This is a genomic window from Paenibacillus sp. UMB7766-LJ446 (genome assembly GCF_030226665.1).
GTDB lineage: Bacteria > Bacillota > Bacilli > Paenibacillales > Paenibacillaceae > Paenibacillus > Paenibacillus vandeheii.
Genome location: NZ_JASOYM010000007.1, coordinates 162,289 through 182,315, shown reverse-complemented (window position 1 = coordinate 182,315; position 20,027 = coordinate 162,289). Strand labels below are relative to the sequence as shown.

The 20,027-nt window shown below is 50.3% G+C and carries 14 protein-coding genes; 9 read left to right on the top strand and 5 right to left on the bottom strand.

The genetic code is table 11. The features are described from left to right. Window positions 1-158 precede the first annotated feature (158 nt). Together QP794_RS18620 and QP794_RS18615 are read right to left on the bottom strand one after the other, a co-directional pair. Window positions 159-1,457 carry an aminotransferase class I/II-fold pyridoxal phosphate-dependent enzyme gene (locus tag QP794_RS18620; protein WP_285078526.1) on the bottom strand — a complete coding sequence of 433 codons (1,299 nt, stop codon included), beginning with the start codon at window positions 1,455-1,457 and terminating at the stop codon, window positions 159-161. 178 nt (window positions 1,458-1,635) lie between these two features. Continuing rightward, complete coding sequence (locus tag QP794_RS18615) at window positions 1,636-2,253, bottom strand: pyridoxamine 5'-phosphate oxidase family protein (RefSeq protein ID WP_285078446.1); 618 nt, start codon at window positions 2,251-2,253, stop codon at window positions 1,636-1,638. A 136-nt stretch (window positions 2,254-2,389) separates the two neighbouring features. Here QP794_RS18615 and pdxR point away from each other — a divergent pair, with 136 nt between their 5' ends. Continuing rightward, on the top strand, window positions 2,390-3,850 hold the full coding sequence (pdxR, locus tag QP794_RS18610) for a MocR-like pyridoxine biosynthesis transcription factor PdxR (protein ID WP_285078445.1): 1,461 nt from the start codon (window positions 2,390-2,392) through the stop codon (window positions 3,848-3,850). Between the two features lie 124 nt (window positions 3,851-3,974). Further along, a complete protein-coding gene (locus QP794_RS18605; RefSeq protein WP_285078444.1) occupies window positions 3,975-4,760 on the top strand; it encodes an AraC family transcriptional regulator in 786 nt (261 codons plus the stop codon). Window positions 4,761-5,247: 487 nt separating this feature from the next. On the opposite strand, the gene asd is transcribed toward QP794_RS18605, so the two are convergent. Continuing rightward, entirely contained in the window at window positions 5,248-6,039 is a 792-nt protein-coding gene (asd, locus tag QP794_RS18600) for an archaetidylserine decarboxylase (RefSeq protein ID WP_285078443.1), read from the bottom strand. 85 nt (window positions 6,040-6,124) lie between these two features. Beyond that, a complete protein-coding gene (locus tag QP794_RS18595) occupies window positions 6,125-7,255 on the bottom strand; it encodes a YheC/YheD family endospore coat-associated protein (protein ID WP_285078442.1) in 1,131 nt (376 codons plus the stop codon). A gap of 186 nt (window positions 7,256-7,441) precedes the next feature. On the opposite strand from QP794_RS18595, the gene QP794_RS18590 reads away from it, so the two are divergent. After that, window positions 7,442-7,657, top strand: a complete 216-nt coding sequence (locus QP794_RS18590) for a hypothetical protein (RefSeq protein WP_024632607.1) — start codon at window positions 7,442-7,444, stop codon at window positions 7,655-7,657. Then, on the top strand, window positions 7,650-12,320 hold the full coding sequence (locus QP794_RS18585; RefSeq protein ID WP_285078441.1) for a WIAG-tail domain: 4,671 nt from the start codon (window positions 7,650-7,652) through the stop codon (window positions 12,318-12,320). Before QP794_RS18590 ends, QP794_RS18585 begins: the two co-directional genes overlap by 8 nt. Window positions 12,321-12,505: 185 nt before the next feature. On the opposite strand, the gene QP794_RS18580 is transcribed toward QP794_RS18585, so the two are convergent. After that, a complete protein-coding gene (locus QP794_RS18580; RefSeq protein WP_285078440.1) occupies window positions 12,506-14,071 on the bottom strand; it encodes a M4 family metallopeptidase in 1,566 nt (521 codons plus the stop codon). Window positions 14,072-14,834: 763 nt separating this feature from the next. On the opposite strand from QP794_RS18580, the gene QP794_RS18575 reads away from it, so the two are divergent. The 5 genes from QP794_RS18575 (at window position 14,835) to QP794_RS18555 (ending at window position 19,984) form a co-directional block, all read left to right on the top strand. Then, on the top strand, window positions 14,835-15,782 hold the full coding sequence (locus QP794_RS18575) for a glycosyltransferase family 2 protein (RefSeq protein ID WP_285078439.1): 948 nt from the start codon (window positions 14,835-14,837) through the stop codon (window positions 15,780-15,782). Window positions 15,783-15,844: 62 nt separating this feature from the next. Next, the gene (locus QP794_RS18570; protein WP_285078438.1) at window positions 15,845-16,960 is read left to right on the top strand and encodes a glycosyltransferase; all 1,116 of its coding nucleotides are present in this window, start codon (window positions 15,845-15,847) and stop codon (window positions 16,958-16,960) included. Next, on the top strand, window positions 16,957-17,730 hold the full coding sequence (locus tag QP794_RS18565; RefSeq protein ID WP_285078437.1) for a glycosyltransferase family 2 protein: 774 nt from the start codon (window positions 16,957-16,959) through the stop codon (window positions 17,728-17,730). Before QP794_RS18570 ends, QP794_RS18565 begins: the two co-directional genes overlap by 4 nt. Next, window positions 17,727-18,458 (top strand): sugar phosphate nucleotidyltransferase, encoded by a 732-nt coding sequence (locus tag QP794_RS18560; RefSeq protein WP_024632601.1) that lies wholly within the window; start codon window positions 17,727-17,729, stop codon window positions 18,456-18,458. The genes QP794_RS18565 and QP794_RS18560 overlap by 4 nt, the downstream gene beginning before the upstream one ends. A 155-nt stretch (window positions 18,459-18,613) precedes the next feature. Then, entirely contained in the window at window positions 18,614-19,984 is a 1,371-nt protein-coding gene (locus QP794_RS18555) for a GT-D fold domain-containing protein (RefSeq protein ID WP_285078436.1), read from the top strand. Window positions 19,985-20,027: the final 43 nt, after the last annotated feature.

Here is a 20,027-nt window from a genome sequence, read left to right as displayed (position 1 = left end):
GGCCCAGACAGCCATGCGTTTTCAGAGTGAACACAAAACACCCCTTTGTATCGAGAGATATTCATCAGGATACAGAGGGATGTTCATATTTGTCAGGAAACGCAAGCTAGTTCGTTTCCTGACTTCTTTATTTAGATAAGCATTTTACTGCATATGATCTAGTTCGTCTGAAGATCCAGAACTCCGCGATAGATCGTATCAAACAGATCTTCCAAGCCGGATTCTTCAATACAGGAGAAAGCAATTCGCAGATCGGACTCACCCAGTGCAATGGTACCGACGCCATATTTCTGTAGCAAATGGGTCCGGAGTTGCTCTGCACCCACATCTTTCAGCTTCAGACACATGAAGTAACCGGAGTTGAACGGGTAGTAATCCCATACCTCACCGTAATTACCGCTATCAAGAATGGCTTTTACTTTGTTGGCGCGGCCTTTCATGATTTCAAACTTCTCCAGCTTCTGTGCTTCGAACTCAGGTGCTTTCAGCGCATCCAGTACAAAAGTTTGGGAAGGATGCGGACCACTGGAGATGGTTGCACGGATAATACCCAATGTTTTCTGCTCCAGTGCATGCAGAACCGCAGCGTCTTCATGAGCATACGTAATGAATCCAACGCGGAAGCCCCATACGAATTCTTCCTTGGTGGCACCGTCAACTTTGACAGTCAGGACACGTGGGTGAAGGTTCGCCAGTTTACCAAACAGGGATTCGTGAATGGAATCTTCGAAGAAGAGACCAAAGTAGGCATCATCGGTTACAGCAACGACGTTTACACCAGCCTCCGCCGCTTGACGAATCGTGTCCACAATTGCATCCGCTTCTTCAGCTCCAGGTGTATAACCTGTCGGGTTGTTCGGGAAGTTGAGCAGCACGATGGCTTTGCCTTTGTCCTTCTGCGCAAGCAACGCTTCGAGTAGGCCTGCACTGTTGAAATTCAATTGATCATCGAACAGGGGATAATGAACCAACTGGCCGTGACGGCGAATTCCGAAAGTCAGCTCATAATTTTCCCAGTTTTTATCCGGATATATAACAGCGTCCCCTTCTTCTGCGAACAGGTCGGCTACGATACTTAGTCCATGAGTTAATGCGTTAGTCACAATCGGATTACCAAACGTTTTACCTTCAAGGGAAGGTGTTTCCTTCAGCATCTTGTCTCTCCATACGGTCCGCAGCTCAGGCTTCCCTGCAGGCGGAGCGTAAGGGTACAAATCCTTCGGTTGGTATGCAGACAGCTTATCCTGAATAACAGCTAAGTGCATCGGCACACCGCCCTCCAGAGCGATACCAATCGTAGCATTGTAGGTTTTGGCCAGACTCGCTGCTTCAGCAGACTGACTCAAGATACCTTCTTTTGGAAAATAGATTTCTTTGCCGAGCTGCGACAGCATGGAGTAGACGTGACTGCTGCCTGCCTGAATACTTTCGTTCAACTGTTCAGCCAGTGGATTCATTCTTTTCATCCTTCCAAGTCTTTGTGATTCAACTGCCTAACATTATAACACCTTGCCTTCCCCCCGTCACGGAAATAACGCATAATGACAGTTTTATCACTTCACCGCGTTGTTGTAGATCTTTTTGAGTTAGGTTAATGTCACTTCTTTCGTTCGATTCTACTATAGAAAATGAGTATTATTCCTGATGAAAAGGACAGTATTTTCGCATCATTTCTGCGGTTTCCGCATCTCTTCCTTCGTTACGCTGCTCCAGTTCACCACTAATATGATCAAAGCGTTCGGCTGTGAGGTTCTGTCCAAATTTGAACTTGGCACTTATCCGTTCCGGAACAATGCGGACCACAGCAACAGCTTTGAGTTGTCCCTTGTATCGGGGATCAGCTGCATCAATAGGGATATATCCGCCCTGCGGCTGGAGTTTCTCCATGAAACGTTGCAGAACCTTGCCTTTGATATCCAGATCCTGAAGCGGCTCTGCCTGACCGAATGCCATTACACTTTTGAAAAAAGAGGTTGCCGGACAGGCCAGCTCGGGATCACTGAAATAAGATGGAATCAGGGAAAACTCTTCTGCCACTGTAAAACTGACCGAGGAATCCTGTTTGATCTGCTTCATTTTCTCTCCGGCAAGACTGCCGTGGAAATAAAAACAGCCGTCCATATATATGAAGTTTAGCGGTGTTACCCGTGGCTGCCCGTCTGGACTGACCGTTCCCAGAAAACCAAAGGAGCATTGGTCCAGAAAGGTTATCATTTCCTGCTCTTCATCTACATTGAATTCTTTTCTTCTCACTGGTGTTCCCCCTTGAATGGCAATGTGTATTAGATCGTTGTACCTTAGCCATAACAATAGAACCTGCATTGACATATAAAAAGATCCAATTTACATTCACTTTAGTAGACCAATTTATTTGGAAAAGGGGTGCACGATGGAATTATGGCTGCCCATGGATTCATACGAGCTTCAACATCGTTACAAATACGAGGCGTTGTACCATGCTTTGCGTGACGCCATTCATGCAGGAATGCTGGTTGGTGGCACAAGACTGCCTTCCACCCGAGAGTTAGCACGTCAGTATGAAATGTCACGCGGCTCCGTAGCCCAGGTGTATGACATGCTGCTCGCTGATGGCTATGTGCGGGCACATCGGGGAAGAGGGACTTTTGTTACGGACACATTAACGGCACAGGAACATGCGGGACAGGAAGCAATCCTTCCACTTTCTCCATGGGGAGAGCGGGTGAGCATGCTGAATATTCATAATCAAAATGAAAAACCGTCATCTATTGAACGGGAGACACCGGTCATCAACTTCCATGTACAGCGTATGCCTGCCGAGCACTTCCCGCAAGCTGAATGGAAAAGTGCCTTGGCCGCCGTTCATCGCAGCAGTGGATCACATGAACGAAGTGGTACTGCTGGAGATCTTGAGCTGCGTGAGGCCATCGCGTCACATCTAAGATGGACACGCGGCATCCAGGCTGATGCATCACAGATCGTGTTGTTTAGTGGTTCCATGCAGGGCATCACCCTGCTGGCACAGCTGCTTATCCCGGAGGGAGCTGCTGTTGTATTGGAGAATCCGGGTTATCAGGGGATTGCCCATGCAGTGAAGTCCTGTGGAGGGACGATTATTCCAGCGGAGGTGGATAGCGGGGGAATTATTCCGCAGCGTTGGGAGGCACAGACGTTATTTGTGACCCCAACCCGCCAGTTTCCTACCGGAGCAGTCCTTGGTTTGGACAGACGGAGAGCCATACTTGAATGGGCGTCTGAGCGCAATGCCGTCATTATTGAAGATGATTATGACAGTGAATTTCGCTGGGGCGGCAGACCGATTGAACCACTCAAAGTACTCGATCGTGAACAACGGGTCATCTATGTTGGATCGTTCTCACAAACGATGGTTGCATCCTTCCGGCTGGGCTATGCGGTTCTGCCGCCAGGTCTGGTGAAGCCACTGATCGCCGCAAAAGCTCTGTACGAACCGGTTCCTCCTGCCCTTCTGGAGCAGCGTGCACTTGCGAAGTTTATGACCCGGGGAGGATATTTGCGCCATTTAAGACGGTTAACCCGTCTGTACGGGGAACGGCATGCTTTTTTTGTCAGTGAGATGAAGCGGGAATTACCGGAACCTTTCCTCATGCAGCCTGGGGATGCTGGATTGCATATTTATGCTGCCTGGAAAGGGAGTATCGACAGTTATGAACGGTTCAAAGCACTGGCTCTGGAAGAAGGTGTCGTATTTCGTGATGCGGTGCGTTATCGACTGACTCCAGGTCCTCCGGCAGTGTGTTTTGGCTTTGCACATTTGGAGAAAGAGGAGATTCAAGAGGGGATAAGACGAATGCGGTTAGCATGGGAGAAGTGCACATTTTCGTTTCGGTGAATTCCGCTGTATAATGGAATAAGGCGTTTCGCTCCAGCAGGAGCAGGAATCATATATATACACATATCGCATCATTATTGATGCCTTATGCAAAAGAGATTAACTTTCAAGGGGGAGTGGCGACATGCTGCAGGCATCGCCGTCATCTTTTGTTATTTTGCCCGCCGTCGCCAAAATTGTCTGCGAACCGGGATGGAAGTGGCAGAAGCGGGAAAAACCGATGCAAAACTATGACTTATTTTACGTGTGGAGCGGTGAGGGGACCGTGGTGCTGAACGATCAGCCATATGAAGTGGGCAAGGGAAGCTGTTTCCTGTTCAGGCCAGGAGATCATCCTACTGCAACACATAATAAGCAAAAACCGTTGGTACTTACGTATATTCATTTTGATGTCGATATCCCCGTTAATGATGTTCCGCAGTCCTACCGTGAAGTACTGGAAACGGTCGAATTCGAGCATTTGCTGGCTCGGTATGTACGGCTGTTCTTATCCGATGTATATGGGCGTGAGGAAGAAAGTCGGCTGATTCTGAAACAGCTGATGATTCATTTGCTGCGCGCGGACACGGAAACTCCTGTGGAGAAAAAGGTGAGCAACCAGTTATCTGATGTCATCCAGGAGGTTGCTAACTATGTACGCCAGCATCCGGGGATAACACATCGCGTGGAAGACCTCGCTGCCAGAGCTGGATTATCGCCTCGATACTTCTCGATCAAGTTCAAGGAATTGATTGGTTCGTCCGTGCAATCCTATATCATTCGCATGCGCATTGAGCGGGCCGAGCATTTGCTGGTGCATACTGGCATGAATGTGACCGAAGTGGCGGATGCCCTTGGGTACCGGGATATCTTTTTCTTCAGTCGTCAGTTCAAGCAATATACTGGCAAAAGTCCGTCTGAGATTCGATAGGGCCTCTTTGTATGGTGGAATATGGCAACGTTTCAATTCTGGGAAGCAGGGGTAAGTATGTAGCATTCCAGACGATCGAAAGGGGGAACTTGTGATGAACGGAAAACGTCGGGTCCGCAACCGGGGATGCTCTATAAAGGGCTTTAATCTTTTCCGGAACCGCCTGCGCCGCAACAAACCGGCAGAGGAAATGCAGGACGTATGGTTTTAAGAAATGGTCAGAAAAACCAATATGACGAAGCATAGCTTCGTATTGCATGTATACATGGAATGAGAACGGATGTCATCTTGGCTTCTACATAGATCTGAAGCAGATAATTGGATTCTCTGATCAGCCAAAGGTACTCATAGCCTGGACACTTTGCCCTAAAAAGGTGTTCCGGCTGCGAGTACCTTTTTATATAGGCAAATGTTCTGCGTGTAATCTCTTCTGTATCAGAAATTAAAAAAGATGACTCCTGTTATTCAGGAATCATCTGCTCATTGCTCATTTGACGGGTTTTAACCGACCGAGCAATTCTCCCATTTTGACGGAATCACCAGGCTGCAAGCCCGGTTTCGGTTCGAATGTGCCGCTCTGCGTCAACAGTACGACGGTGGAACCGAATTCAAAATATGCGAGATCATCGCCTTGTGCCCAGGAACTGACATCCGTACCAGCGTACTGTATACTGCTCACATTCATTGCGCCTACCTTCACGACAGCAACTTCTCCAAAATCATGGGCAATATACGTAATGAGCCGTTCGTTTCGACTCAGCACCGATTTCATATGGGTCAGGCCAAAATCATTTACCGGATAAACCTTGCCCTTAATATGTTCACTCTCCATTCGGCGACCGCTAACAGGCGCATGAATGCGGTGATAGTCGCGAGGACTGAGGTATAGGACAAAAGCATAGCCGTGCTTGTACTTCTCCAGATGCGGTGAGTGGTTTAATAATTCAGCAAGTGTATAATTTTGTCCCTTAACATTAAGGAGCGTTCCAGCAGATATCGGACCGGCTGCCGTGATTTTGGCATCTACCGGACTGATCAATGCATGTTCTGAAAGTTCAAGCGGGCGCATGCCCGGTTTAAGTTTACGGGTAAAGAAATCATTCAATGAACGATATTCCTTCCAGTCTTTTTCAGCTTCCTGAACAGGGATGTCGTAGGTCCGGACAAAATAAGGGATAAATGCCTTGCTTCCTCGGCTTTTGGAGAAGGCTCCCACAGTCCGGGAGATCCATTTGCGAGAAGAAAGCTCGGTCATTAACCGCAACAGCGTTTTTGCCATGAATATCCCCCTTAGGGTTAGTGCGAACTTCAAGGCCGGCAGGACCGGCCGTTCTGCATAATATTGACACAGAATGCCCGCGAAATCAATATAGGCTCCTATCGTACGTCTGAGGTTGCCGCGGTATGCGCGAATTCTGTTCCAGCAGCAGACGTCCATAAGCCATCGGTTGTCGGTAACTGGTCTTCCAATGCTCCGTCATCCCGGCCTTTCGGAAACCGTAGCGTTGATCCCTTCCGTTGCATTCGATAAAATAAATCCGCCCGTTCTCTGTTATCCCCAGATCAAGTCCAAGGTCCGCAAGATGTGGCAAGCTCGAAGCCAGCGTCCGTGCGATGCGGAGCCCCACAGACTTGATTCTGTCCTCCAGTTCTAGTAGATGCCAGTCGGATTCCTCCGAACCAAGAGCTTCAGCCAGCGTCATGACTTTGCTGCCCTGGGCGATATTCGTGACAAACGTATGAGCCGGAGCTACCTTGGCGAATATGCCCGTGATTCCCCACAAACCGTCACCTCCACGTTGCACCGAGACCCGCAGATCTACGGGTCTTCCTTCATAACGAACCAGAGGTATGCGCTCTTCAATAAGATAGGCATGACGAAAAATACGGCGAAGGGTAGCTGAGGGCAGTTGTCCCTTATTCAGTCGAAAGGTAGCCCATCCCTTGCGTGAAGTTCTTGTCTCACAAGTGAGTTTCCATTGACCATCCTTTTGGAATATCCGCATAATGCCGTGACCGATGCTTCCGCTGCATGGCTTGATCACCAGATCATCGTAATGTTCCATCATATAGGCCAGAGAATCGGGTGTAGCCTTGACCGCACGGGGGAGATGCTGCCTGAGACCGGGGTCCTGATAAAGTATCTCGTGAATGTGATCTTTGCGGTATCGATTGCGAACATTGTATACCTGTATGCCCTGCAACAGAAGTTGGGTCACCTGGTGCTGCTCCGTACGGCGAAGCTGGAGAGCCCGATTATGAATAACGGAAGGCAAAGGCATCCTTTGACGCACGTATATACCCTCTTTTTTTACATAAGCCATACAGGTTTTGTTATCTGAATCCACGTCTTCCAGCCGCAAAAAACAAGGAGTTAATCCATAACAGGCCGCTGCCTGTTCAACATTCGCGAGTGATTCCTGACCCGTCCTTCCAGCCGGTATCCCCCGGTACATGCGTGAATCGAACAGAATACCGATCGTTTCTTGTAGCATGACCGTTCCTCCTTCAATGTTATCGCGACCATGGATCGTCCATCCATGAAATGCCGGCCTGTCAACGCCTGGTTGGATATCACGATAACGCAGACCAGAATCATGATGCTTCGATAGGCACCAATGAGTTCTCATACCAGCTCTTTGCATTCTATAGATTTATGCAAAATGCTTACATGATATCGTATGACATTTCCGGGGCAGGGGCGTGGACAGCCGCCTTACATAAGTGAGTTGGTACAGCCTATTTCAGCAGACAGCATTCCGTTAACGCATATTTTGAAGCTTATACATCCACGTACTGTAATTGGCAAAAGTCATGAATTGCAGTGGCAGATGCCCAGACTGGAGCATATGATGCCGGAGACGAACGTCAGAGGAAGGAGCAGGCTGTATGAGTAAAAAGGGCAATAAGAAGATTCCTACGCCGAAACTGCGGCATGTGAGTCCAAAATTTAAGGAACTGGATCTGACCAATCGACGGTCAGACACAATGAGCTCAGGTTTCACTTCGAATAGGGAAGCGCGCGTGAATGCAAATAAACGGGATTCGAGGGCCATTCAGGCATCAGAAGAATTCCTATTCGAATCAACGGAGCTACCTGCTACAACGAACGAGCTGGAAGACATAAAAATCGTAGCCAAAATCATTAAGCCGGAACCCGTAGAGTCTGATAACGAGGAAGTCGTCGAGACACAAGATAGCCTGGAAAAGCAGATTCAGGTCAGCAGCGTGGCTCCGCATGTTCTAGAAGAAGAAAAGGACGTCAACAAGCAGGAAATCACAAGCAGGGATCGGCTGGAGATCCTGAACCAGAACCAGATGCCGGGTCATACCGGACACTATATCTACACGGACGACTTGAGTGAATTTGCTGTTACGGAGAGCAAACTGGCTCCTTTCTCTGTGGATGCCTCCAAGCCGAAACCGGATGCGGTAGGCAGTGAAGCATTGCAGGATTATGCGGTGACCAGCATTCACATTGCAGACGGGGCAATTGTTTCCGCTAAACTTGCGGAAGCGTCTGTATCCGAAGAGCACTTGATTGACGGCTCCGTGTCAGGTCACAAAATACGAAATGCTTCTATTGCCGGTGAAAAAATCAGAGATGGCAGCATTACTTCCCAGAAGCTTGGCAACCAGGTCATCGATTCAGCCAAAATTGCCGACGGTTCCATCGGCACAAGACATCTCAGCCGAATGCTGGTTACGGAAGAATTAATCAAGAATCATGCCGTAACTGGAGACAAGATTGCGATTAGCGGCGTGGATACAAGGCATCTCTCGGGAGGAGCTGTGCATACCTCTAAACTGGCTGACGATGCGGTGACTACATCCAAAATTCGTGAAGGTGCTGTCACAGGCAGCAAAATCGAAGAACAATCCATCGAGTCTCACCATATTCAGGCAGGTGCTGTTAAACAGATGCATCTGGCAGAAGGGGCGATTGGTCGTTCACAACTATCTATTGGCAGTATTGGGAGTGACCAGATTGAGGATGGATCCATACAAACAAGACATTTAGCTGAGGGTTCGCTAAGCGGAAGACATCTGCTGGACGGTTCCATCGGTTCAAGCCAGATCCGCGCTTATGCCATTGGCAAGGAGCAGATTGGCAACGGAGAAGTAGGCAGTGAACATTTGACGGACGGCGCTGTAACCAGCAGCAAACTGGCAGACCAGTCGGTTGGAACAGCTAAATTGCTGGAACAGTCGATTACAGCCTCCAAAATTTCTGATCAGAGCGTCATTTCTTCCAAAATCGCGGATGAAGCTGTACAGGGTAAACATCTTGCCAAAGGGTCCATTCGTGCGGAACACATTTCGAACCGGGGAATTATGCCGGTACATGTGGACAATTCCGCAATTCACTCCATTCACATTGCAAGTGGAAGCATCGAGGCTACTCATCTCTCTGCCGGAAGTGTGTCCGGAGATGCTCTCGCGGATGGCGTGGTATCTGAGCGGCATCTGGCAGAGTCAGCTGTAGGTACGTATGAATTGCAGGATGCTGCAGTTATAGACGCCAAGCTCGCGGATGGAAGTGTGACAACAGAAAAACTTGGAACGGCTTCGGTTAGCAGCAGAGCGCTTGCCCCGGGGAGCGTCGTATCGTCGCATCTTGCGAGCGGTGGAGTCACAGGTACACATCTGGCTCCAGGCAGCGTGGGTTCCGAGGCCCTGAGACCTTATGCAGTGAAATCGGAGCACCTGACAGAGCATTCCGTAGGTATGCCTCATCTTCAGCCGGGCAGTGTTGAAACGGATGCAATTGCACGGGCAGCCGTCACAACAGACAAATTGGCTCCTGGCAGTGTAACTTCAGCCCAGATGGCAGGCGGATCCATTTTTCCACCTCATCTGACAGATCATGCGATTACCTCCCCCAAGCTATCACCAGAGAGTGTGGCCACGGATAAACTGGCGGATTCTGCTGTCACGTCAGCCAAACTGGCAGACGGCAGCGTGACTTCTTCCAAAATTATGGCAGAAAGCATTCACGCCAAACATATTCCAGCAGGAACCATTCGCGGTTATCACCTGAAGCAGCATGCTGTTTCACTGGAACATTTGTCTGAGGAAGTACGTTCACCCGAATTATTTGCCGATGGTAGTATTACAGGCAACAAACTGCGACATGGCTCCGTAACAGCAGACCATTTGGCAGCGGACTCGGTATCCGGGACAGAATTACAACAGGCCACTGTAGGCAGCGAGCATCTGCAGCCATCCGCTGTGGAATCCGTTCATCTGGCTGATGGAAGTGTGAAATCGGATCATTTGGGTACGGGGGTGGTGAATTCACAGCATCTGAAACCCGACATCATTCATGAGGAACATATTGCTGAACAGGTAGTCACATCCCATCACTTGGCACCTGGATCTGTCGAAACAGACCATCTGGCACCTTTATCCATTACAGCGGCTCATCTGCAGCCAGGTTTGATCAGTGGTTTGCACCTTCAGGCAGAGTCGACAAGTGCGGTTCACCTGCAGCAAGGAGCTGTACATTCCCGTCATATTCAAGATGGTGAGATTCTTCCTCATCATATCCATGAACGCAGCATCGGTACGTCTCATCTGGAAGAAGAAGCAGTAAGTACGATTATATTACAGGATGAATCGGTAACACGCTCCAAACTGGCGAGTGGTAGTGTTGATGGCAGCAAATTAGCCGCAGGGGCAGTATCGGCTGCCCACATGGCAGACGAAAGTGTGCAAACCCGCCATATCCAAGAAGGTGCAATCCTTGCTGATCATATTCAAGAACGCAGCATTGGCACACTCCATTTGGAAGAGGAGTCGGTAAGTGCAGTCCATTTGCAAAATGGATCTGTTACGAGTGCCAAACTGGCGGATGGCAGTATAAACGGAAGCAAGTTATTCGAAGGTACTATATCGGGGATTCATATCGCATCGGAAAGTGTGCAATCCGGGCATATTCAGGCAGGTGCCATCCATGCGGGTCATATTCAGGAACGCAGCATTGGCACACCCCATCTGGAAGAGGAAGCAGTAAGTGCGGTTCATCTGCAAAATGGCTCCGTAACGAGTGCCAAACTGGCTGATGGCAGTGTAAACGGCAGCAAGTTGCTCGAGGATACAGTGTCGGGGATTCATATTGCTTCCGAAAGTGTGCAGTCCCGCCATATCCAGGAAGGAGCAATCCTTGCTGACCATATTCAGGAGCACAGCATTGGCACGACCCATCTGGAAGAGGATACAATCAGTACGGTTCATCTGCAAAATGGGTCTGTAACGAGTGCCAAACTGGCCGATGGCAGTGTGAGCGGCAGCAAATTACTTGAAGATTCGGTGTCAGAGGTCCATATTGCCAATGGAAGTGTGCAATCCCGTCATATCCAAGAGAGAGCGATTCATGCGGACCATATTCAGGAACGCAGCATTGGGATCTCCCACCTCAAAGCTGAATCGGTAAGTGCGATTCACCTGCACAATGGTTCCATAACAATTGCCAAACTGGCCGACGGCAGTGTAAACGGCAGCAAGTTGCTTGAAGGAGCGGTATCAGCTATCCACCTGGCAGACCAAAGTGTGCAATCTCGGCATATTCTGGATGGAACGATCCATGCTGATCATATTCAAGAACGTAGTATTCGCACAACCCATCTGGAAGAGGAAGCAGTAAGCGGGATCCATCTACAAAATGGGTCTGTAACGAGTGCTAAACTGGCCGACGGCAGTGTAAACGGCAGCAAATTGGCTGACGGCGCGATAACATCCGCGCATCTTGCAGACTGCGCCATCGATGGCAGCAAACTGAGTGAACAAAGCATTACATCCAATCACTTGAATGCGGGAATTGTAGGCCCGGCGCATTTGAGCGAAGAGATATGGAATGCGATTCGCCAGTTCAGTGGAGAAACGCTGGAGCAGCTGGCAGCGATCAAAAGACAAGAAACATTGCTTCAGACAGAGGGCGAAGCAGTACAGCCTTCACAACAGGCCCTGGTCGAGGCACTGACGGGTGCTGGTCTGGAGGAAACACAAATTTACCAGACATCGAATCAGGAGCTGGAGGGACAACAAGAGCAGGCAGCCCAAACGGACCAGCTTGGGGAGCCATTGGCAGCTGCTTCAGTGACGACAGAGGAGATAGTTCAGGCTCAGCAATCACAGCTTGAATTGTCACAGGAGATCGGTGGAACTACGGAGTTTATATTGAGTGAACAATCGATTACACAGGAACATTTGTGTGATGGAGCGGTGGGCAGCGAGCAGCTGCAATCCGGAGCCGTTCAGGCCAAACATCTGGCATTCCAGCCTGTACGGAGTGTCAGCCGTCAGCCTGTCGTGCAGCAGTTCGGTATGGAGGCTTTCATATTGCCTGAGGATGAAGAATGTGTGGAAGTATCGGTAGCCTTTGAGGAATCGTTTATATCGGAGCATTATGTGATTGTAGCCATGTGTAATGATCGGGGATTTCAGGTGTCGCTGCTCTCCCAGAGTGAAGATGAAGCTGTACTGGAAGTGTCACGTACTGGAGGCTCCAAACACACGTACGGATTGTTATCATGGATTGCCGCTGGGCCTTCCGTGTAAGCGTGCGGGACATGTGCCTTCATCTTCAAAGACAACTGTGGACGAAGGAGTACACATGTTCAAATAGACAAAAGCGGTTCCCGGATTTGTCCGGGACACCGCTTTTTTTCATATATAAGCTTGCTCCGTTCGGACGATGAGGGGTGCCTGAACGATTGAATATGAGTTCAACAACAAATGGATTCTTACAGTCCTACGGCTTGATAAGCTTTGGTAATTGCAGTAACCTCAGCAGAAGTTGCACCGTACAGATCTTTGGCTGCTTGGATGGTAGCTGTTTTTGCCGCAGCAAATTTGGACGTTGGTGTCAGATAGTTCACGAGTGTGCTGTAGAAGATTTGAATGGCTTTATCGCGTCCAATTCCGGTTACAGTGACACCGTTGTGCGTGCCGCCTTGAACTGCAAGGTAGTATGCTTTGTTGATGATACCGCTGTTGGTATGAACACCACCGTTGTCAGCTGTTCCGGTATAACGGTCACTGTATTTGTCAGGTTGTCCATACAATGTAGGGTTGGACATGGAGCGCAGTGCATCGCCTGCAATGTTAGGTGTGTAAATGTCGTCACCGATCAACCAGTTTTTGCTCTGAATGGTATTGCCGAAGATATCTGCGAAGGCTTCGTTCAGTGCGCCTGGCTCATTGCGGTACTCCAGGTTGGCTGTGTTCTCAATGACACCGTGAGTCAATTCATGACCTACTACGTCCAGATCACCGGACAGGGAAGTGAAGGTTGTACCATCTCCGTCACCAAATACAATCTGCACTCCGTTCCAGAAGGCGTTATTGTAATTGGAGCCGTAATGTACCGTGGATTTGACCAGCAAACCGTTGCCGTCCAGACCGTTACGGTTGAATTTGTTTTTGTAGAAATCATACGTGGCAGCAGCATAGGCATGGGCATCTACTCCGGCACGATCAGTCCATACATTGTCGGAATCCGTCAGGAGAGTACCTGGAATGGTGGAGCGATTGCTTGCGGTGTAGGTTTCGATCCCTTTGCCGCGAGTGGTATCTTTCAGTTGGAAGGTACTGCCGGATTGGGTGGTTGTAAGAGTCTTGGTATCACCAAGTACACCTGTACCTGTTCCTGTTGCGAAGTTGATGAGGTCATATTGAGATACGATACTGCCGTCAACGGCATTCACGAAATATTTGGTACGCAATGGGGCTGGTTCAAGCACATTGACTTCAGTAATGTAAACAAGATAGGTTTGGTTGTCCTCTTCATTGTGGTAAATGTTCAATTCGGCTTCAGGGGTTTTCTGTGGTTCGCCAAGCTCTCCAACACGGGAAGTGGCTTCTTCCGATGCAATCTTGATGGCATCTTCTGCACTGATTTCAGCGACGCCGTCATTAGGGATGGATTGTTCTTCAACCGGTGGAAGATCACCAAGTGCGGATGAAACCTGTCCTGTTTTGTCCAGGTGGATCGTTTGCTCGGCACCGTAGACTGGAATTCCTTTAATGTACTGCTTCAGGCGGAAGTGTCGTACACCAGAGGTGTCTGTCGTTCTTTTAATGATTTTGAGTTGGGATTTCACGTCGGAATTCAGGAATTGTTCCTGTTGACCAAGGAAATTGAAGATAGTTTCGTCGGAGCCGCTGTTCAACTGGATACCCTCCTCAGAGGCATATGGGGCCTGCAATGGAATGGACTGATCAGACAATGGAGCTGCAGCAGCAGAAGATACGGAAGCGAGCAAAAGAGCTCCTCCAAGAATTGTTGGCATAACTTTAGCAAATTTCATAGTAAACTCTCCCATTCTCAATATGATTTTTTGGAAAAAAAATAATTATGCCAATCTCGGTTGGAGTTCCGTCTGCAACTTGGGCAGCGCGGAGGGTGAGGCTGAATCTGAAATGTGGAATATGACAAGAAACGATAAGGAACAAAATCGGCAGAGCCTGTATGCCTGTGGTTGGGTGAAAAGGAGTACCGTTTATCCGGTTCAGCTATGAGGCTTAATCGTTCATTGTAGTTCCTCAATCAGAAGCCAGGGGTCTTGTCCACTTGCGAAGCAGAAGATGTTCTTACGGAGCCGGGGTGTTCGTTCCGGGTTCACATAACCAAACCTGAATTACGTATTTGAACGGCATCACTCCTCTCAAGGTACATGCAGCAAACGCTAAAACAGTCTCCCGAATCATCCTGCTGCGAGCAGAATTAACCGAAGGTCAATTAACCGAAGGGGAAAATAATTGAAAGGAACACCTGTTCTTTCTTAGGATTTTTTTGTAAATATACTTCTTGCAACGTATATTATCACAATGTAAAAGGTTGGAAAAGATGCAATTTTAAATTTTTTTTGAAATTGTGTCTGAAGTAGGGGAGCTGTAGCGGATTTCGAATATTTTGACGAATATTGTCTGAATAAATGGATTGACTGAGCTTGATGGCAGACAGAACCTGCTCGGTTCAAGGACATACGCCGTTTCCACTGCTCCATGAATACATAGAATAACGTGTACTCCCTTTGCATGCCGATGATGTACACCCGGGAGGTGACTGTGTTGCAAAAACGCGGCAATACCGCTTTTGTTGCAGCCAAATCGAATGTGGCACAAAGAAAAGCGCAACTAAAGAAGCGCCGTTTGAAATCTGCATACAAAAAGGGTACAAAGGCCTATACGTACGTGATTTCACCCAAGGACCAAACGAAATGGCCAGCATTCGGAGATGAGCATGCGATGAGAGAGACACTTGCACAGGATTCGACGAACTCGCATAAACCACTGCTTTCGGTCATTATACCTGCCATGAATGAAGCGCGAACCATTGGTGCAGTCGTTCGTCAGGCGCTGCGTATATGCCGTGATGCCGAAGTGCTTGTTATTGTGAATGGTTCAACGGATGGAACGGCAGCGGCGGCAAAAAGGGCAGGAGCACAGGTGCTTCGTTATGCTGAAGCTTTGGGACACGATGCAGGAAGAAGAATCGGTGCAGCGGCAGCTCGTGGCAGGGTGCTGTTGTTCACGGATGCAGACATTCTAATTCCGGCAGAACATCTCGCGCCATATGTGCGAGCGATTCTGGATGGAACGGATGTGGCACTTAATGATTATAACGGGCCGGTGGCGCGCACCCCTGTTCACCCTGTGATAGAGGCCAAACATGCGCTGAACAGCATGCTCGCCAGACCTGATCTGCAAGGGGCTTCCATGACAGCCATTCCGCATGCATTAAGTCGCAGGGCACTTGAGGTAATGGGTACGGAAACACTGGAGATTCCACCGTTGGCACATGCAAAGGCGGTTATCAGCGGGTTGAAGGTGCGTGCTGTCCATCATGTGCCTGTAGGTAAAATGAATGCAGTTCGAGTCAAGAAACGTAGCGGACCTGATCCGCTCAGTCAATTGATATGGAATGATCATCTGACAGCGATCAAGTGGATAACCGATACGCTTGGCCCACGTGGAGGGCATTCCGATCTGCAGCGTGTTCGTAGCCTGACGAGGTGAGCATGCTGCATAAATCAAGAAAGCGGCTTCGTCAAAAGAGGCAACATGCTGGAGGTGAGGAAATGAAGGAGCGTTCAGGGGGCGTCCGTCGTCAACGGAAAGCAGGTAGACGAACAACAAGGAACAGAACGAGAACCATGGGCAGGAAGAGCCTGTCTAAATCGCCGCTAAAGAGTTCAGCAGCGAGTAGATCGATAACGAAAAAATCCGTATTGCATGAAGCATTCAACGCAGGGCAACGGGCCGGACGCAAGGCGCTGCACAATGAGCAATCGATTGAGCAACATGTACGTTCGACATGGCAGGAGCATGAGGCTGCGATTTCAGCGGAACTAAGGGGCTATCCTGCTGCAATGCAGGCAGGGAAAGCATTCATTCAGGGTTATGCTCACGCGGTTGGACGTCCATTAAATATCATACCACTTGCCCTTAACAAACCTGCCGCTGCGGTTGTCTGTGCCTGTAATGAGGAACTTACACTGGGGCAAGTGCTCGTACAACTGAAACGGTTACCGCTGACGGATATCGTTGTGGTATTGAATGGAACAACGGACAACAGTCTAATGCAGGTGCTTGAACAGCCCGGTATCACGCTCATATATGAACCTGACCGGGCGGGACATGATGTAGGCCGTGCACTGGGGGCCAAGATGACGGAGGCGGAGACCCTTCTTTTTGTGGATGGGGATATGGTCGTTCCGGCAGAGCAACTCGCACCGTTTCTGTATGCAGTGGACCGGGGGGATGATGTGGCACTGAATAATCTTTCATCCCTTTTGCCTCCATTTGCCCGCCAGGATGAAGTGAGCCGGATCAAAGCATATCTCAACCGTGTGCTGAACCGTTCGGATTTGGGTTCCAATTCGTTGACGGCCGTACCCCATGCCCTCTCGCGCAGGATGATCCAGATCGTAAAACCACAGGCCCTGGCCGTTCCTCCCATGGCGCAAAGTCTAGCCATTCAGCACGGATTAAAAGTGACAGCGCCCAGTCAAGTCGATGTCATTCGTTCCAATCGTCTGCGTTCCACCAATACGGGCAGCGGCAACGAAGTGGCCCGATTGATCATCGGCGACCATCTGGAGGCGATTGCAGCCTGGCTGGATATGGGCGGCAATACGTCACAAGCCCAGTCCATTTCCCGTGTCGAAGTGGCCTACAGGAGGAATGCCAGATGACACTGACGAGTATCATTATTCCGACGTACAACGGGCTGGACTTGCTGAAGCCATGTATCGATGCCATTCGAAAATATACCGATCTTCATACGTCATATGAAATTATCGTTGTGGATAATGGTTCGATTGACGGAACGGCAGCGTATTGTGCCCGGGAACGAATTCGTTTTGTCCGGCTGCCGGATAATCGGGGTTTCCCGGCGGCTTGCAATGCCGGGCTCCGTGCAGCCTGTGGTGATGAGCTGTTGCTGCTGAATAATGATGTAACGGTTACCGCCCGCTGGCTTGAAAACTTGCGGGCTGCCCTCTACAGTGATGCCAACATTGGCATTACAGGTCCGATGACCAACTATGCAAGTGGAATCCAGCAGGTGGAACTGGAGTTCCGGGACATGGCCCATTTTCAGGAACTGGCTGCTGCCAACAATATAGTTGATGCTTCCAGGTGGAAGGAAGTCAGACGGATTGTCGGCTTATGCATGCTCATTCGGCGAAGTGTGATGGAGGACATTGGTGTGCTTGACGAAGCCTATTCGCCGGGACACTATGAAGATGACGATTATTGCTACAGGGCCTGTCAGAAAGGGTATCGTTTGCTGGTATGCGGGGATGTACTTGTACATCATCGCGGCAGCGCGAGTTTCCTGAAGACCGATCCTGTGGCATGGAAACAGTTGCTTGAGCGCAATCGATCCATTTTTATCAACAAATGGCATGTCGATCCCCTTAAATATATTGATACATCCGATGAAGGAGGGATAGTGGAATGAAAGGTGTAATTCTTGCAGGCGGAACCGGAACACGACTGTATCCTCTGACCCGGCTGATTAACAAGCATCTGATTCCAGTCGGCAAGCACCCGATGATTATGTATGGCATCGACAGACTCCGCCAGGCAGGCATAGAAGAAATATTGATTGTCATCAACAAACATTCCGCTGGCTTATACACGGATTATTTGGGCGGTGGAGCAGATCATGGCGTCAAGCTCACGTATCGGATTCAGGAAAAAGCAGGCGGAATTGCTGAAGCATTGGATCTGGCGACTTCGTTCATCCTCCCTGGAGAAAAATTTGTTGTTCTGCTGGGTGACAATCTGTTCAGCGACGATTTGAAGCCTTATGTGGACCGGTATTTGCAGCAGCCTGCGGGTACGGCTCGTGTTTTGCTTAAAGAAGTGGACGATGCACGGCGGTATGGGGTGCCGGTGTTTGATCCACAACATCCGGAACGAATCTCATACATTGAGGAAAAACCGAGCGATCCGAAGACCTCTTATTGTGTTACCGGCATATATATGTATGATGACCATGTATTTAATCTTATTCAACGCATTGCCCCTTCGGCACGCGGTGAACTCGAAATTACAGACGTGAACAATCATTATGCAGCGGCTGGAGGACTGGAATACGATATTTTGCAAAAATATTGGAGTGATGCTGGGACGTTCCAATCGCTTCAGGAAGCAGCCATCCGCATGAAGGGACAACTGCCCTAAAATATATGCGCCTGATGCTGCAGCTGTGAGAGGTCCCTTGAGAGCAGAACAACCTGCGCCGGAGCCGGAAGAATGCTCCGGCGCTTTGTGCAGCGGCGGCACTCCTCGTGCATGCCAAGGGAGGGAATGCCGTGAGAGCAGCAAAACGCAGCAACATGAGTAGGAAGAAGACACCGGGCAGTCATGCCGGACCCTGGCACGTATTTGTGGGAGTGCAGCCCAAAGCGGGCTCAGATCACGAATGGGGAAACAAAGGCTTGAAGCCGAGAGCTGGGGAGCTCGCAGGAATAGAGCACAAGCTTTTTGGAGAACCGAAAGGCAAAGCCGGCGGGCGTAAAAGTGCAAGACGTCGTGGGAGCGCAGGAGCGCGAGCACGAACAGGGGCAAAAGCAGGCGAAGCCCGGGGCAGTGCAGGTGCGCGAGCAAAAACAGGCGAGCGTGCAGGCGTGAGCCGTGGCAGCAAAGCGGCGCGAGCCAAAACGGGCCGGCGCGCAGCTGCAGGCCGCGGGCATGCTGCGCCGCGCAGCGGGCGTGCCGCAGGCGCCCGCCGCAAACCGCGCACGGCTGCGCAGCGTGCGCCCAGGCCAGCACCGCAGCAAGCGACACACCGGCACGGTGGTGTCGCTCCCGCGGGGCGGGAAAGCGCTGCCGCGCATGCGGGCAGCGCAAGGGCACTTGCGCCTGCGCAGCCGGCTGCAGCGCCCGAGAGCGGCTACGCCGAGGGCTTCCGCGACGGCGTGTTCGCGGGCGGGGAGGCGCTGGTGGCGCAGCACATCCCGCCTGATCATATTCTGCCTGCCGTGGCGGCGGCAGATCTGATCGAGGCGGGATTCCGCCAGTATGCGCCCACCCTGACCCGGCTGGCCAGCCCTCATGAGATGGCTGGCCAGATCCAGAGGGCGCTGGATGCGCAGCGCCCTCTGTCCGTCGTTCGCCTCGGAGATGGCGAACTGCTGACCCTGGCAGCCGATACGGTGCTGCCAGGTGAACAAGTGCAGGAGCTGGCACCGTTTCTGCCTTATGCAGGGGTGCCACGCTCCACACCGGACATCCGCGCTGAGCTCGCGGAAGCCATTCAGGGCGCCGATTGGGTAGGCGTACCCATCTCACGTGCGCCCACTTTTCAAGGGCTGTTATTTCCAGTATTTAGGCATTTCGGCATTGACTGGTCCCGTCTGAATCTGACCAGTTCCACGATTAACTACAGCCTGCATCAGTCGGGTCTGTTGTTGCCCGTGATACATGGCCGCCGGGTGCTGCTGATTGGAAGCCAGGCTGCTGAGCTCGGAGCGTTGTTGAACGGTCGTGGCGTTCATGTGACAGGTATCATCGGTGCAGTGGAGGGGGTTGCGGATATCCCGAGGGTGATGCAGCAGACTGCGGAGCATTCATTCGATATCGCTCTTGTAGCGGCAGGAATTCCAGCCGTCATTCTGTGTCGCCGAATCGCTGGTGAGCTGGGGCGGGTTGCCATCGATTTTGGACATTTGGCTGACAAATTGGTTATAGGAGAGCTTCAGCTCTAATGGATGGTCTGGTGCGATGTTCATCGTAACGCGCATTGGGATG